Source organism: Pantoea agglomerans NBRC 102470 (assembly GCF_001598475.1).
Lineage (GTDB): Bacteria > Pseudomonadota > Gammaproteobacteria > Enterobacterales > Enterobacteriaceae > Pantoea > Pantoea agglomerans.
This window is the reverse complement of the sequence record NZ_BCZA01000003.1, coordinates 450,823-464,011: the sequence shown is the minus strand read 5'-3', so window position 1 is coordinate 464,011 and position 13,189 is coordinate 450,823. Positions and strand designations below refer to the sequence as shown.

Sequence of the window (13,189 nt, the reverse complement as noted above, 5' to 3'; positions counted from 1 at the left end):
TTTGCCCCATTTCAGAACAGACCTTCCCCCGGCGTAGTCGTCCCGATTACGCCAGATTTCAGCTGAAGCTTTGCCGCTTAACCCTTTTTCTGTAGCCGTCCGGATTGGCACATTAGTTGCAGATTGAATCTCAAAGAATCTTTTGTTTCACGTTAATCTCACCGGGGTGCATAATGAAAAAAGTTTTGATGGCGGTTGCGACAGCGGCATTACTGATGGCACAAGCGGGAAGCGCGCTGGCCGATCAACTGCAGGACATCCAGAAACGCGGCGTCATTCGCATCGCCGTGCCGCAGGATTTCCCGCCGTTTGGCTCGGTTGGCACCGATCTGCAGCCGCAGGGGTATGACATCGACACGGCCAGATACCTGGCAAAACAGATGAAACTTAAGTTGCAGCTGGTGCCGGTCAGCAGTGCCAACCGCGTGCCTTATCTGCAAACCGACAAGGTCGACCTGGTGATCTCCAGCATGGGTAAAAATGCCGAGCGGGAAAAAGTGATCGACTTCACCCGCGCCTATGCGCCGTTCTTCCTGGGCGTATTTGGGCCGAAAGGCGATGAAATCAAAGCGGCGTCTGCCCTGAGCGGCAAATCGATTGGTGTAACACGCGGTGCGGTAGAGGACATGGTGCTCAGTGACGTTGCGCCGAAAGATGCACAGGTGAAACGCTACGAAGATAACAACACCACCTTGTCTGCGTATCTCTCCGGTCAGGTGCAGTATGTGGCGACCGGCAACCTGGTGGTCGCCGCCATTGCCCGTCAGAATCCGGCTAAAGCGCCGGTGGCGCAGTTTATGCTGAAAGATTCTCCCTGCTATATCGGCCTGAAGAAAGATCAGCCGGCACTGAAAGCGAAAGTGAATGCGCTGATTGAGCAGGGCATCAAAGATGGCACCCTGAATAAACTGTCAGAAGAGTGGCTGAAAGCGCCGCTGCCCGCCAACCTCGGCGCCTGAGGAAAGATTCATGACCGGGCAACTTAACTTTCCCGCCCTGTGGCCCTACTGGCCGGAGCTGCTCTCCGGTCTTTGGGTCACCGTTCAGCTGACGGTGCTGGCGACTACCGGTGGTGTGGCGCTCGGCATTGCGGGCGCGGCGCTGCGCAGTGGCAGACCCAGCTGGATGAGCCGCCTGTGGGGCATCTATGTCGAGCTGATCCGCAACACGCCGTTTGTAGTGCAACTGTTCTTTATCGTTTTCGGTCTGCCTGCGCTGGGGCTGAAACTCACTGCTGGCGAGGCGGCGCTGCTGGCGATGCTGATCAACCTCGGGGCGTATAGCACCGAGATTATTCGTGCCGGAATACAGGTGACACCCAAAGGGCAGTGGGAAGCGGGACGGGTGCTGGGATTAACCCGCAGCCAGACGTTTCTGCGGGTGGTCTTGCCTCCCGCGCTGCAGCGCATTTATCCGGCACTGGTAAGCCAGTGCATCATCGTGATGCTGGGTTCGTCGGTGGTGTCGCAGGTCTCCTACGAGGAGCTGACCTTCGCCGCCAACCTGATCCAGTCGCGCACCTTCTTAAGTTTTGAGGTCTATCTGGTGACCACGCTGATCTACCTGGCGTTGTCGATTGCAATGCGCCATCTGCTGCTGGCGATTGGCCGTAAATGGTTTGGAGTGCAGCCATCATGATGACGACCTTTACCGACTGGGACATCCTGCGCAACCTGCTGCTGGCGGCACGCTGGACCCTGTTGCTGTCGCTGGTGGCCTTTGTCGGCGGCACGCTGGTGACGCTGCCGCTGCTGTTTATGCGCCTGCTGCAACACAAATGGTTAACGCGGCTGGTACGCGGTTACACCGCGCTGTTTCAGGGCACGCCGCTGCTGATGCAGCTGTTCCTGGCGTTTTTCGGCGTCGGCCTGTTCGGCATTGATGTTGCACCCTGGACGGCAGCCTCGCTGGCGCTGACCTTCTACACCAGCGCCTTTCTGGTCGATATCTGGTACGGCAGCATCCGCGCCCTGCCAAAAGGCCAGTGGGAAGCGTCGCGCTGTCTCGGCCTGACCTTTGGTCAGACGCTGTGGCGGGTCATTGCGCCGCAGGCGATCCGCATCGGTATCGCGCCGACGGTGGGGTTTGCTGTCCAGGTGATCAAGGGCACCGCGCTGGCGTCAATTATCGGGTTCATCGAGCTGACCAAGGCGGGCACCATTCTGAACAACGTGACCTGGCAGCCGTTTAAAGTCTTTGGGCTGGTGGCGCTGGGCTACTTCCTGATGTGTTATCCGCTGTCTCGCTACAGCCAGTATCTGGAGAAAAAATTCAATGCCGCTCATCACCATTAATCAGGTGCAAAAATATTACGGCGACAACCATGTGTTGAAAGGCGTGGATCTGGATATCGACATGGGCGAGGTGATCTCAATCATCGGTCGCAGCGGGTCGGGCAAAAGCACGCTGCTGCGCTGCATGAACGGGCTGGAAGGCTATCAGGAGGGCAGCATCAAGCTCGGCGGTATGACGATTACCGATCGCGACTCGCAGGCGCGTGAAATCAGCCGCTCGGTCGGGATGGTGTTTCAGAGCTTCAATCTGTTCCCGCACATGACGGCACTGGAGAACGTGATGCTGGCGCCGCGCCGGGTGCTGAAAAAAAGCGAGGCCGAGTGCCGGGCGCTGGCGGCGCAGATGCTGGAGAAGGTCGGGCTGGGCGAGCGTCTCAACTACTATCCTGCCAGCCTCTCCGGCGGTCAGCAGCAGCGCGTGGCGATCGCCCGTGCACTGGCGATGACGCCGAAAGTTTTACTCTGTGATGAGATCACCTCCGCGCTCGATCCCGAGCTGGTGGGCGAAGTGCTCAAAGTTCTGGAGCAGCTGGCGTCAGAAGGGATGACGCTGATCCTTGTCACGCATGAAATGAGCTTCGCCCGCGACGTGGGCGATCGTGTGGTCTTTATGCATCAGGGGCGCGTCTGGGAGCAGGGCGACAGTAAGACGCTGTTCGCTCAGCCGCAGTCACCGGAGCTGAAGCAGTTTATCTCTTCGGTTCGCCTCTGATTCTGAAAAAGGAAATTACCATGGATATCAATCACTACCCGCAACTTAACCCGCCACAGCGTCTGCTGATGGGGCCAGGACCGATCAACGCCGATCCACGTGTGCTGCGCGCGATGTCGAGTCAGCTGCTGGGGCAGTACGATCCCGCGATGACCCACTACATGAATGAAGTGATGGCGCTCTATCGCGGCGTGTTTCGCACAGAGAACCGCTGGACGCTGCTGATTGACGGCACCTCCCGCGCCGGTATCGAATCGATTCTGCTGTCATCGATCCGGCCTGGCGACAAAGTGCTGGTACCGGTGTTTGGCCGCTTTGGTCATCTGCTGTGCGAAATTGCCCGCCGCTGTCGTGCGGAAGTGCACACCATTGAAGTGCCGTGGGGCGAAGTCTTTACTCCCGACCAGATCGAAGATGCGATCAAAAAAGTGCGGCCGCGCCTGCTGCTGACCGTGCAGGGCGACACCTCAACCACCATGCTGCAGCCGCTTGAGCAGCTGGGTGCGATCTGCAAACAGTATGGCGTACTGTTCTACACCGATGCCACCGCGTCGCTGGCGGGTAACGCGCTGGAAACGGACGCCTGGGGACTTGATGCCGTATCCGCGGGGATGCAGAAATGCCTGGGCGGTCCATCGGGTACCTCGCCGATCACGCTGAGCGCAGAGATGGAGGCGGTGATCCGCAAACGCAAATGCGTAGAGCAGGGGATCCGCACCGAGGCGCATCAGGATGGCGAAGAGGAGATGATCTACTCCAACTATTTTGATCTCGGCATGATCATGGATTACTGGGGGCCGGAGCGGCTCAACCACCATACCGAAGCGACCAGTGCGCTGTTTGGCGCGCGCGAGTGCGCCCGTCTGATCCTGCAGGAGGGGCTGGACAACGGCATCGCCCGCCACAAGCTGCACGGTGAAGCATTGCTGAAAGGCATTAAGGGGATGGAGCTGGAGACTTTCGGCGACCTGAAACACAAAATGAACAACGTGCTGGGCGTGATGATCCCGTCTGGCGTAAACGGCGATCAGGTGCGCAAGCTGATGCTGGAAGATTTCGGCATTGAGATTGGCACCTCGTTTGGCCCGCTGCATGGCAAGGTGTGGCGCATCGGCACCATGGGCTACAACGCGCGTAAAGATTGCGTGATGCAGACTCTCTCCGCGCTGGAAACGGTGCTGACCTATGTCGGCTATCGCACGCCGCAGGGTGCCGCGGCGCAGGCCGCCTGGGATCACTACGGGAGCCACGCATGATGATGAGCGCCAGCGAAGCCCAGGCCGCTGCACAGCGCGTTATGGCGCGCTGCGATGCGCTGGCGGCGATCAGCGAAACGGCCGAGGGGCTGACCCGCGTCTACCTCTCACCCGAACATCTGCGCGCCAACGCCTGTGTCGGTGAATGGATGCAGGCGGCGGGGATGCAGGTGTGGCAGGATGAAGTCGGCAATATCTGTGGGCGCTACGAGGCGGCAGAAGCGGGTGCACCCGCGTTACTGCTTGGCTCGCATCTCGACACGGTGCGCAACGCCGGTCGCTATGACGGCATGCTGGGCGTGCTCAGCGCCATTGAAACCGTACAGTGGCTTAACGAAAATCAGCGCCGCTTACCGCTGGCGATTGAAGTCATTGGCTTTGGTGACGAAGAGGGCACCCGTTTTGGCATTACGCTGCTCGGCAGTCGTGGCATTACCGGCAGCTGGCCGCAAAGCTGGGTGACGCATCCTGACGGCAACGGCATCACCGTGGCGCAGGCGATGGCGGATGTCGGGCTCGACAGCGACAGAATCGCATCTGCGGCGCGGCGGGTTGAGGATATCGTCGGTTATCTTGAGCTGCACATCGAGCAGGGCCCCTGCCTGGAGCAGGAGGATCTGGCGCTCGGTGTGGTCACGGCCATCAACGGTGCGCGCCGCCTCAACTGCCGTTTCACCGGTGAAGCGGGCCATGCGGGCACGGTGCCGATGACCCACCGCAAAGATGCGCTGGCTGCTGCTGCCGAGTGGATGGTGTTTATTGAGCAGACCACCCGTGAGCAGGATCCGCAACTGGTGGCTACCGTCGGTACGATTAACTGCGCGCCGGGAGCGGTCAATGTAATCCCTGGCGAGGTATCGCTGTCGCTGGACGTGCGCGGTCCGCTGGACAACCCGCTGGAGACACTGCTCTCCAGTCTGTTAACCCAGGCGGAGGCGATTGCGCTGCGGCGTGGACTCCGCTTTGAGTCGAACGAATATTATCGCATCGGTGCCACCGCCTGTGACTCCGCGCTGCAACAGGCGCTGAGTCATGCGGTGGAAACGGTGCAGGGGCGCAGCCTGTCACTGCCGAGCGGTGCGGGGCACGACGCCATCGCTATCGCTGAACGCTGGCCGGTCGGCATGCTATTTGTGCGTAACCATCGCGGTATCAGCCACCATCCGGCAGAGTCCGTGGCGGTGGCTGATGTGGCGCCCGCGCTGCAGGCTTATTTACAGGCGGTCTCGCTGATTGCTGAACGGAGCTGAACATGGAATTAGCCGCATTTAATCAGCTGTCGGCTGATGAGGCGCAGGCGGCCATCCGGCATTGTGTTGCCATTCCGCACTGGCAGCAGTCGCTGGTGGCGGCGCGGCCTTTTGACACCCTGGATGCGCTACGGGCAACCGCCGATGCGCTGGCCCGCCAGTGGCAGCAGCCTGAGCTGGAGGCAGCACTGTCGGCGCATCCCCGCATTGGCGAACGCGCGAACGGCGCGGATAAAGAGGCGGCCCTGTCGCGTGGAGAGCAGTCCGCCATGCAGCAGGCCGACAGCGCTTTGCAGCAGGCGATGCAGCAGGGGAATCAGGCTTATGAAACGCGTTTTGGCCGGGTGTTTCTGATTCGCGCTAAAGGGCGCAGCGGCGAGCAGATGCTGGCAGAGTTGCAGCGTCGGTTGCAGAATAGCGATCCTGCCGAGCAGCAGGAGGCGCTGGATCAGCTGCGTGAAATTACCCTGTTACGCCTGAAGGAGACGATTCAATGAGTACTATTACTACCCATATTCTGGACACGGCGCTGGGCAAACCGGCCAGCGGTGTAGCGATTTCACTTGAGCAGAACAGCCCGGAAGGGTGGTTTCCGGTTTCACAGGGTGAAACCGACAGCGACGGGCGTCTGAAAGATCTCACGCCCGAGCCGCTGACGCCGGGCCACTACCGTTTAACGGCAGAAATCGGCGACTATTTTGCTGCCGCCGGTCGGGATGCACTCTACGTCAGCGCGCAGATCGATTTTATGATTGCCGAAGCGGGCAGCCATTTTCACCTGCCGTTTCTGATTTCGCCCTGGTCCTGGTCAACCTATCGCGGCAGTTAATGGGCGGTCTGACTTCCCGCCCGCCATTCACAGCGAAAAGCGATCCGCATCCTGCCAGGCCGGGAAGCGCTCGCGATAAGCATTCAGTGCGTCCAGCGACAGCTCTGCGTCCAGCCTGGCGCGCTGGTGCGGCTCAGCCCCACTGAGGATCTCACCCTGCGGTGAAATAATCTGGCTGTCGCCGCTGTATTCATGCTGATTGCCGTCGCTGCCGACGCGGTTACAGCCTGCCACATAAGCCTGATTTTCAATTGCCCGCGCCAGCAGCAGTGCCTGCCAGTGCAGTGCACGCGGTGCAGGCCAGTTGGCGACATAGAGCGCCAGATCGTAATCGTTGCGGTTGCGCGAGAAGACCGGGAAACGCAGGTCGTAACAGATTTGCGGCAGGATGCGCCAGCCGCGCCACTCAAACACCTGACGCTGTTCGCCAGGCAGATAGTGGTGATGCTCGTCCGCCATGCGGAACAGATGGCGCTTGTCATACTGATGCAGCGTGCCGTCCGGCTCCACCAGCAGGAAGCGGTTTACCGCGCCGTGTTCGGTCTGAATCGCCGCACTGCCGCCGACCAGGGCATCGTTGCGACGGGCATGCTGATGCAGCCACTCCACCACCTGCGCCTGTGGCAGCGAGCTTTTCGCCGCTTCCATTGCAAAGCCGGTGGTAAACATCTCTGGCAGTAAAATCAGATCGCGCCCAGTGAGTCCATCCAGTTGCTCGTCAAAATGGCGCAGGTTGGCCTCGCCATCCATCCAGCTCAGCGTCTCCTGCAGTAACGTGATTTTCAAAGCTGACATAAGCGCTCCGCGGCGGCATCTAATGTCGCCGGCTGTTTGGCAAAACAGAGGCGGATCAGTTTATGAGGAAAGGGATCGGCGCAGAACACCGACAGAGGAATCGCGGCAACGCCCACTTCGCGGGTCAGCCACTGGCAGAAACTGACATCATCCAGATCGGAGATGGCGCTGTAATCGACCAGCAAAAAGTAGGTGCCTTCGCAGGGGAGTACCTTAAAGCGGCTGCTGCTTAGTGCCGTTGCCAGCCGATCGCGGCGGTCGCGATAAAACGCTGGCAGCTCAAGATAGTGCTCCGGATGCTCACGCAGCATATCGGCAATCGCCAGCTGCGCCGGCGTATTCACAGAGAAGGTCAGATACTGATGCACCTTGCGCAGTTCAGCGCTGATCGCGGCAGGGGCAATGCAGTAGCCCACTTTCCAGCCGGTCATATGGAAGGTCTTTCCAAACGACGACACCGCGATAGCACGCTGGCGCAGTTCGGGATGTGCCAGCACGCTGGCGTGGCCTGCTTCATCGAAGCAGATGTGCTCATAGACTTCGTCGCTCAGTACATAGACCGGCCGCGCAGCAATCGCCTGCCTTAGCGCGGTGAAATCCTGCTGCTGCCAGACGGTGGCGGAAGGATTGTGCGGCGTATTCAGGATCACCAGCCGGGTTTTATCACTCAGCAGGGCAGCAAACGCCTGCCAGTCCACCCGGAAAGCGGGCGGCTGCAGCGTAATGCGTTTCATCACGCCGCCCGACAGCTCTACCGCAGGCGCATAGCTGTCGTAGCTGGGATCAAAGCAGATCACTTCATCGCCTGGCCGCACCAGCGCGGTAATCGCCGCATAGAGCGCTTCGGTTGCGCCTGCCGTCACCGTAATCTCTGTTTCGACATCAGGACGATAGTCATAGAGCCGCGCGGTTTTCTCTGCAATCGCCTCACGTAACGGCAGCGCACCGGTCATCGGCGCATACTGGTTCGCGCCCTGGCTGACGTGATACGCCAGCCGCTGCTGCAGATAGTCCGGGCCGCTAAAATCAGGAAAGCCCTGAGAGAGATTGATAGCGTTATGCTGCTGCGCCAGCGCACTCATCTGGCTGAAAATGGTGGTGCCGAGCAAAGGGAGTTTACTCTCGGGGATCAGGTTGTGCTGCGTCATGATGTCAGGCCTTAAGCGCGAAGATTGATGCGGTGTCACCCGGTGTTTGTGCCACTATAAACAGGATGATAGTATTTGGCAATCAAGACGCTTAGATGGCTAAATGCGTCATGCTCCACACCTCAGCTTCGTTAGCTTCGTTTGCTTACCCCGGTCACTGACAAGTGTCAGCTCCCGGGGATGCGCGCACTTGCTGCCTTGCTGAGATGCGGATCATTTAGCATTTACATGCGTCATGCTCCGGGCGTCAGCGCCGTTGGTTGCACTTACTTACCCCGGTCACTGACGAGTGTCAGCTCCCGGCGATAAGCGCTTGCCGCCTTGCTGAGATGCGGATCATCTGGCAGGACCCGGAGAGTATGGTTCAGCAGTCGGGCACGTTTGCTAACTGTTTAAGATTTTCAAACTGTTGTAATTTTATAGCCATTACCGTTATCTGAGCCACCCGAGATCACATTTCACCGCAAGGAACTTTTATGTCGCAGAGTCTTCCATTAGATCAGCTGGTCGCCGCCTGTCACTGGATTGGCGCGAAAGGCTGGGCACCGGCCACCGGCGGAAATATGTCGGTGCGCCGCGATGAACATGTCTGCCTGCTGAGTGAATCGGGCAAAGATAAAGGCACGCTGACGCGGGATGACTTTATCGAGGTCGATATTGCTACCAGCCAGTCGCTCTCTGGCCGTAAGCCGTCGGCAGAAACCGGTCTGCACACGATGATCTATCGACTCTTTCCCGAGGCGGGCGCGGTGCTGCATACCCACACCGTGAATGCGACGGTGCTGTCGCGGGTGGAGCAGGGCGCGGCGCTGCTGCTGCACGGCTATGAGATGCAAAAATCATTGAGCGGCCAGCACACCCATCTGGATACGCTGGCCATTCCTGTATTCGACAACAGCCAGGACATTGCGGCGCTGGCGTCAGAAATTGAAGATTACGCTGCCCGCTTTCCGCTGCGTTACGGCTTTCTGCTGCGCGGTCACGGCTTAACCTGCTGGGGCCGGGATGTCAGCGAAGCACGCCGTCATCTGGAAGATCTGGAATTTTTATTTGAATGTGAACGTCAACGTCGCCTGCTGGAGAGAGCATGATTCGCGCCATTGTTACTGATATCGAAGGCACCACCAGCGATATCCGTTTTGTACATAACATCCTGTTTCCCTACGCCCGCCAGCATCTGGCGAGTTTTTTGCGTGAAAATGCGCATCAGCCCAACGTCGCCGCAGCGCTGCAGTCGGTACGTGAGGAGGCCGGTCAGCCGCAGGCCGACCTGGATGCGGTGACAGAGATTCTGCTGGGGTTTATGGACCAGGATCGCAAATCAACCGGCCTGAAAGCGCTGCAGGGCATGATCTGGCGCGATGGCTATGTTAACGGCAGTTTTACCGGCCATCTCTATCCTGACGTCCTGCCAGCACTGAGCCGCTGGAAGGCGCAGGGCATTGAACTGTATGTATATTCCTCCGGCTCGGTTGCGGCGCAGAAATTGTTATTTGGCTACAGCGACGAAGGTGATATTACTGACCTCTTCAGCGGCTATTTTGATACGCACGTGGGTGCCAAACGCGAAGTCGCAGCCTATCGCGCTATCGCCGCTGAAATTGGTCAGCCAGCGGAGCAGCTGCTGTTTCTCTCCGATATTCATCAGGAGCTGGATGCCGCCGCTGAGGCGGGCTGGCAGACGCTGCAACTACTGCGTGGCGATGCGGACGGCGAGAGCCGCCATCGTCAGGTGACAGATTTTTCCCAGATTAACCCGGAGTCAATTTAGGATGAGCGCACTGACTATTTTTACCGACCGCGAAGCCAGCCAGCCGGTGTGGCACAGCACCGACGCGGAAGAGATTCGTGAACGCCTGAGCACCAAAGGCGTCCGTTTTGAGCGCTGGGAAGCCGATCGCGATCTGGGTGAAAATCCGGATCCCGTAACGGTGATCAACGCCTATCAGCATGCGATCGATCGGCTGGTGGCAGAGAAGGGCTATCAGAGCTGGGACGTGATCAGCATGCGCGCCGATAATCCGCAGAAAACCGTACTGCGCGAGAAGTTCCTCTCTGAACATACGCACGGCGAAGATGAGGTGCGTTTCTTTGTTGAGGGTGCCGGACTCTTCTGTCTGCACCTGGATGGCGAGATCCTGCAGATCCTCTGCGAAAAAAACGATCTGATCTCGGTACCAGCGGGAACACCACACTGGTTTGATATGGGATCGTCACCGCACTTCACGGCTATCCGTATTTTCGATAATCAGGAAGGCTGGGTAGCGAACTTTACCGGCGATAAGATTGCGGATGCCTATCCGCGTCTGGCGTAAACCGCCCGTTGTTTTCGCAAGGCGTTTGTCGCTCACGGTAAACGCCTTGCAGACCGTTATTGTGGCTGGAAAATGCCACCCTGAACCTGGTCAGGCGTGACTACCCCGGTGTCCAGTACCCAGCCGCTGATCAGGGTGGCGGGCGTGACATCAAACGCCGGGTTATAGACCTTCGCCGCTTCCGGCGCCCACTGCACGCTGCCAAAACTGCCGGCAACGCCCGTCACTTCACTGGCGGCGCGCTGTTCAATAGGAATCGCTGCGCCGTCCGGACAGCTGCGATCCAGCGTGGTATGCGGGGCCGCCACGTAAAACGGAATCTGATGATAATGGGCCAGCACCGCCAGGCTGTAGGTGCCGATTTTATTCGCCACATCGCCGTTGCCGGCAATGCGGTCAGCGCCTACCCATACGGCATCGACCTCTCCACGGGCCATCAGGCTGGCGGCCATGGAATCGGTAATCAGGGTGTAAGGAATCGCCAGCTCACCCAGCTCCCAGGCGGTTAACCGGCCGCCCTGTAACAGCGGACGGGTTTCATCAACCCAGACATTCTTAATCAGCCCCTGCTGATGGGCGCGGGCAATCACGCCAAGGGCGGTGCCCACACCGGCGGTGGCGAGTCCGCCGGTATTACAGTGGGTCAGCAGCTGGCTGCCGGGTTTCACCCGCGTACAACCCGCGTCAGCAATGGCGTCACACAGCTGCTTATCTTCCTGCACCAGTCGCCAGGCTTCTTCTGCCAGCGCGGGGGCAAAGTCCGGCTGCGCCAGCGCCAGTTTCATCCGGTCCAGATTGTTCATCAGATTGACCGCGGTAGGGCGGGCGGCGCGCAGGGTCTCCAGTGCCTGCGCCAGTTCAGCGCGCGTCTGCCCCTGTTCTGCCAGCAACGCCAGCAGCAGCGAGGCGGAAAGGCCGATCAGCGGCGCACCGCGCACCCGCAGCGCATGAATATGTTCAATCAGCTGGGGCACGCTGTGCGCGGGCAGCCAGTTCTTTTGCTGCGGCAGTGCCTGCTGATCCAGAATCCAGAGCTGATTGTCACGAACCTGTAAGCTGGTGGTTTGAAGTGTCTGCATTGTGGGTGAAATCCATGTTGCGTTAATGATACCTATTGTGCCAACATGCTGAACGGATGTATAGACGTCTGAACGGCTTATTACACCCAGGTTATCCCCCTTCGATTGATGAGGAACAGGCAATGTCGCAATACCGTACCTTTACTGCTGCTGATGCTGTGGAATATGCCCGACAATTTGGCGGCGTGGACAATCCTGCCGCGCTGAGCAGCGCAGAAGAGATTGGTGATGGCAACCTCAACCTGGTGTTTAAAATTTATGACGATCAGGGCAACAGCCGGGTAGTGGTCAAGCAGGCGCTGCCCTATGTGCGCTGTGTGGGTGAGTCCTGGCCGTTGACGCTGGATCGGGCGCGGCTGGAAGCGCAGACCCTGGTCGAACACTACAAATATTGTCCGCAGCACACGGTGAAGATCACCCATTACGATGCGGAGCTGGCGGTGATGGTAATGGAAGATCTCTCCAGTCATCGCATCTGGCGCGGCGAGCTGGTGAAGGGCGCTTACTACCCGGAAGCGGCTCAGCAGTTAGGCGACTATCTGGCACAAACCCTGTTTCATACCTCCGATTTCATCCTGCATCCGCACCAGAAAAAAGCGGAAGTGGCGCGTTTCATTAATCCGGAAATGTGTGAAATCACCGAAGATCTTTTCTTTAACGATCCCTATACCGACCATGAGCGCAATAGCTATCCCGAAGCGCTTGAACCGCTGGTCGCCAGCCTGCGTAATGACGATGCACTGCGCATTGCGGTAGGCGGTCTCAAGCATCGTTTCTTTGCCCACGCTGAAGCGCTGCTGCATGGTGATATTCACAGCGGCTCGATTTTCGTTGCTGATGGCAGCCTGAAAGCGATTGATGCGGAATTTGGCTATTTTGGCCCTATCGGTTTTGATGTCGGCACCGCCATCGGCAACCTGCTGATTAACTACTGTGGCCTGCCGGGTCTGCTGCCACCGCGTGAGGCCGCCGATGCACGCGAGCAGCGCCTCAGCGATGTGCACACCCTCTGGACCACCTTTGCCTCGGGCTTTCTGGCACTGGCGGCTGAGAAAACCCGTGATGAGGCGCTGGCTTATCCAGGCTATGCGGAGGCGTTTCTGCGTAAAGTATGGGCTGATACCATTGGTTACTGCGGCACCGAACTAATTCGCCGCACGGTGGGGATGTCACACGTGGCGGATATGAAGCTGATTGCCGATCCGGCGATGCGTACCGACTGCATCCGTAATGCAATTAATCTGGGACGCACGCTGATTCTGGCGGCCGATCATGTAGAAGATGTGGATGCGCTGATTGCCCGCATCCGTCAGGCGGGATAAAAAAAGCCGACGTGATGTCGGCTTTCAGGTAAATCAAAGGCTGGCTGTAAGAGTGTGCCCGCGCCGGAAACAGGGGCAGATCGGAAAGTCGCTAAAGCCATCCCTGGCTCGCTCGGCCCGCGTTGTCCTGACGCGGGACGCTTTCCTCTTCTGACCCTGTTCCTGCGCCGGTGATGCAGGCTAACGCTA

The 13,189-nt window shown here is 58.9% G+C and carries 15 protein-coding genes; 12 read left to right on the top strand and 3 right to left on the bottom strand.

The window, feature by feature from the left end:
- The first annotated feature begins 173 nt into the window (after nt 1-173).
- From PAG01S_RS08385 to uraH, 8 genes are read left to right on the top strand one after another with little or no spacing between them, the layout of a single operon-like run.
- A complete protein-coding gene (locus PAG01S_RS08385; RefSeq protein ID WP_010255154.1) occupies nt 174-959 on the top strand; it encodes a transporter substrate-binding domain-containing protein in 786 nt (261 codons plus the stop codon).
- Nucleotides 960-969: 10 nt separating this feature from the next.
- Complete coding sequence (locus PAG01S_RS08380) at nt 970-1,638, top strand: amino acid ABC transporter permease (RefSeq protein WP_010671146.1); 669 nt, start codon at nt 970-972, stop codon at nt 1,636-1,638.
- Nucleotides 1,638-2,294: an amino acid ABC transporter permease gene (locus PAG01S_RS08375; RefSeq protein ID WP_062758309.1), complete on the top strand. Its 657-nt coding sequence runs from the start codon at nt 1,638-1,640 to the stop codon at nt 2,292-2,294. The genes PAG01S_RS08380 and PAG01S_RS08375 overlap by 1 nt, the downstream gene beginning before the upstream one ends.
- A complete protein-coding gene (locus PAG01S_RS08370) occupies nt 2,275-3,006 on the top strand; it encodes an amino acid ABC transporter ATP-binding protein (RefSeq protein ID WP_010671147.1) in 732 nt (243 codons plus the stop codon). The genes PAG01S_RS08375 and PAG01S_RS08370 overlap by 20 nt, the downstream gene beginning before the upstream one ends.
- Before the next feature lie 20 nt (nt 3,007-3,026).
- Nucleotides 3,027-4,262, top strand: coding sequence for a pyridoxal-phosphate-dependent aminotransferase family protein (locus PAG01S_RS08365; protein WP_062758307.1), 1,236 nt, complete (start codon nt 3,027-3,029; stop codon nt 4,260-4,262).
- The gene (hpxK, locus tag PAG01S_RS08360) at nt 4,259-5,512 is read left to right on the top strand and encodes an allantoate amidohydrolase (RefSeq protein ID WP_022625186.1); all 1,254 of its coding nucleotides are present in this window, start codon (nt 4,259-4,261) and stop codon (nt 5,510-5,512) included. The genes PAG01S_RS08365 and hpxK overlap by 4 nt, the downstream gene beginning before the upstream one ends.
- Before the next feature lie 2 nt (nt 5,513-5,514).
- Nucleotides 5,515-6,009: a 2-oxo-4-hydroxy-4-carboxy-5-ureidoimidazoline decarboxylase gene (uraD, locus tag PAG01S_RS08355; protein ID WP_010671150.1), complete on the top strand. Its 495-nt coding sequence runs from the start codon at nt 5,515-5,517 to the stop codon at nt 6,007-6,009.
- Complete coding sequence (gene uraH, locus PAG01S_RS08350) at nt 6,006-6,341, top strand: hydroxyisourate hydrolase (RefSeq protein ID WP_010255161.1); 336 nt, start codon at nt 6,006-6,008, stop codon at nt 6,339-6,341. Before uraD ends, uraH begins: the two co-directional genes overlap by 4 nt.
- A gap of 27 nt (nt 6,342-6,368) precedes the next feature.
- Here uraH and PAG01S_RS08345 read toward each other — a convergent pair whose 3' ends face one another.
- Both PAG01S_RS08345 and PAG01S_RS08340 read right to left on the bottom strand, forming a co-directional pair.
- Nucleotides 6,369-7,136, bottom strand: a complete 768-nt coding sequence (locus tag PAG01S_RS08345; protein WP_052272053.1) for an amidohydrolase — start codon at nt 7,134-7,136, stop codon at nt 6,369-6,371.
- Nucleotides 7,124-8,284, bottom strand: a complete 1,161-nt coding sequence (locus PAG01S_RS08340; protein ID WP_062758305.1) for a pyridoxal phosphate-dependent aminotransferase — start codon at nt 8,282-8,284, stop codon at nt 7,124-7,126. Before PAG01S_RS08340 ends, PAG01S_RS08345 begins: the two co-directional genes overlap by 13 nt.
- Nucleotides 8,285-8,760: 476 nt before the next feature.
- Between PAG01S_RS08340 and PAG01S_RS08335 the strand changes: the two genes are divergently transcribed.
- Genes PAG01S_RS08335 through PAG01S_RS08325 form a run of 3 tightly spaced genes read left to right on the top strand, consistent with a single transcriptional unit; the run spans nt 8,761 to nt 10,599 of the window.
- Entirely contained in the window at nt 8,761-9,375 is a 615-nt protein-coding gene (locus PAG01S_RS08335; protein WP_062758303.1) for a methylthioribulose 1-phosphate dehydratase, read from the top strand.
- Nucleotides 9,372-10,055: an acireductone synthase gene (gene mtnC, locus PAG01S_RS08330; protein WP_062758301.1), complete on the top strand. Its 684-nt coding sequence runs from the start codon at nt 9,372-9,374 to the stop codon at nt 10,053-10,055. Before PAG01S_RS08335 ends, mtnC begins: the two co-directional genes overlap by 4 nt.
- 1 nt (nt 10,056) lies before the next feature.
- Entirely contained in the window at nt 10,057-10,599 is a 543-nt protein-coding gene (locus PAG01S_RS08325) for a 1,2-dihydroxy-3-keto-5-methylthiopentene dioxygenase (RefSeq protein ID WP_022625180.1), read from the top strand.
- Between the two features lie 56 nt (nt 10,600-10,655).
- Here the strand turns inward: PAG01S_RS08325 and mtnA are convergent, their stop codons facing one another.
- Nucleotides 10,656-11,678 carry an S-methyl-5-thioribose-1-phosphate isomerase gene (mtnA, locus tag PAG01S_RS08320; RefSeq protein WP_062758299.1) on the bottom strand — a complete coding sequence of 341 codons (1,023 nt, stop codon included), beginning with the start codon at nt 11,676-11,678 and terminating at the stop codon, nt 10,656-10,658.
- A 122-nt stretch (nt 11,679-11,800) separates the two neighbouring features.
- Here mtnA and mtnK point away from each other — a divergent pair, with 122 nt between their 5' ends.
- On the top strand, nt 11,801-13,000 hold the full coding sequence (mtnK, locus tag PAG01S_RS08315) for an S-methyl-5-thioribose kinase (protein ID WP_045140744.1): 1,200 nt from the start codon (nt 11,801-11,803) through the stop codon (nt 12,998-13,000).
- The last annotated feature ends 189 nt before the right edge of the window (nt 13,001-13,189 follow it).

What these genes read in the sequence shown, in the direction of transcription:
- PAG01S_RS08385 (WP_010255154.1), top strand. Translation starts at nt 174, where the DNA reads ATGAAAAAAGTTTTGATGGCGGTTGCGACAGCGGCATTACTGATGGCA.
- PAG01S_RS08380 (WP_010671146.1), top strand. Translation starts at nt 970, where the DNA reads ATGACCGGGCAACTTAACTTTCCCGCCCTGTGGCCCTACTGGCCGGAG.
- PAG01S_RS08375 (WP_062758309.1), top strand. Translation starts at nt 1,638, where the DNA reads ATGACGACCTTTACCGACTGGGACATCCTGCGCAACCTGCTGCTGGCG.
- PAG01S_RS08370 (WP_010671147.1), top strand. Translation starts at nt 2,275, where the DNA reads ATGCCGCTCATCACCATTAATCAGGTGCAAAAATATTACGGCGACAAC.
- PAG01S_RS08365 (WP_062758307.1), top strand. Translation starts at nt 3,027, where the DNA reads ATGGATATCAATCACTACCCGCAACTTAACCCGCCACAGCGTCTGCTG.
- hpxK (WP_022625186.1), top strand. Translation starts at nt 4,259, where the DNA reads ATGATGATGAGCGCCAGCGAAGCCCAGGCCGCTGCACAGCGCGTTATG.
- uraD (WP_010671150.1), top strand. Translation starts at nt 5,515, where the DNA reads ATGGAATTAGCCGCATTTAATCAGCTGTCGGCTGATGAGGCGCAGGCG.
- uraH (WP_010255161.1), top strand. Translation starts at nt 6,006, where the DNA reads ATGAGTACTATTACTACCCATATTCTGGACACGGCGCTGGGCAAACCG.
- PAG01S_RS08345 (WP_052272053.1), bottom strand. Translation starts at nt 7,136, where the DNA reads ATGTCAGCTTTGAAAATCACGTTACTGCAGGAGACGCTGAGCTGGATG.
- PAG01S_RS08340 (WP_062758305.1), bottom strand. Translation starts at nt 8,284, where the DNA reads ATGACGCAGCACAACCTGATCCCCGAGAGTAAACTCCCTTTGCTCGGC.
- PAG01S_RS08335 (WP_062758303.1), top strand. Translation starts at nt 8,761, where the DNA reads ATGTCGCAGAGTCTTCCATTAGATCAGCTGGTCGCCGCCTGTCACTGG.
- mtnC (WP_062758301.1), top strand. Translation starts at nt 9,372, where the DNA reads ATGATTCGCGCCATTGTTACTGATATCGAAGGCACCACCAGCGATATC.
- PAG01S_RS08325 (WP_022625180.1), top strand. Translation starts at nt 10,057, where the DNA reads ATGAGCGCACTGACTATTTTTACCGACCGCGAAGCCAGCCAGCCGGTG.
- mtnA (WP_062758299.1), bottom strand. Translation starts at nt 11,678, where the DNA reads ATGCAGACACTTCAAACCACCAGCTTACAGGTTCGTGACAATCAGCTC.
- mtnK (WP_045140744.1), top strand. Translation starts at nt 11,801, where the DNA reads ATGTCGCAATACCGTACCTTTACTGCTGCTGATGCTGTGGAATATGCC.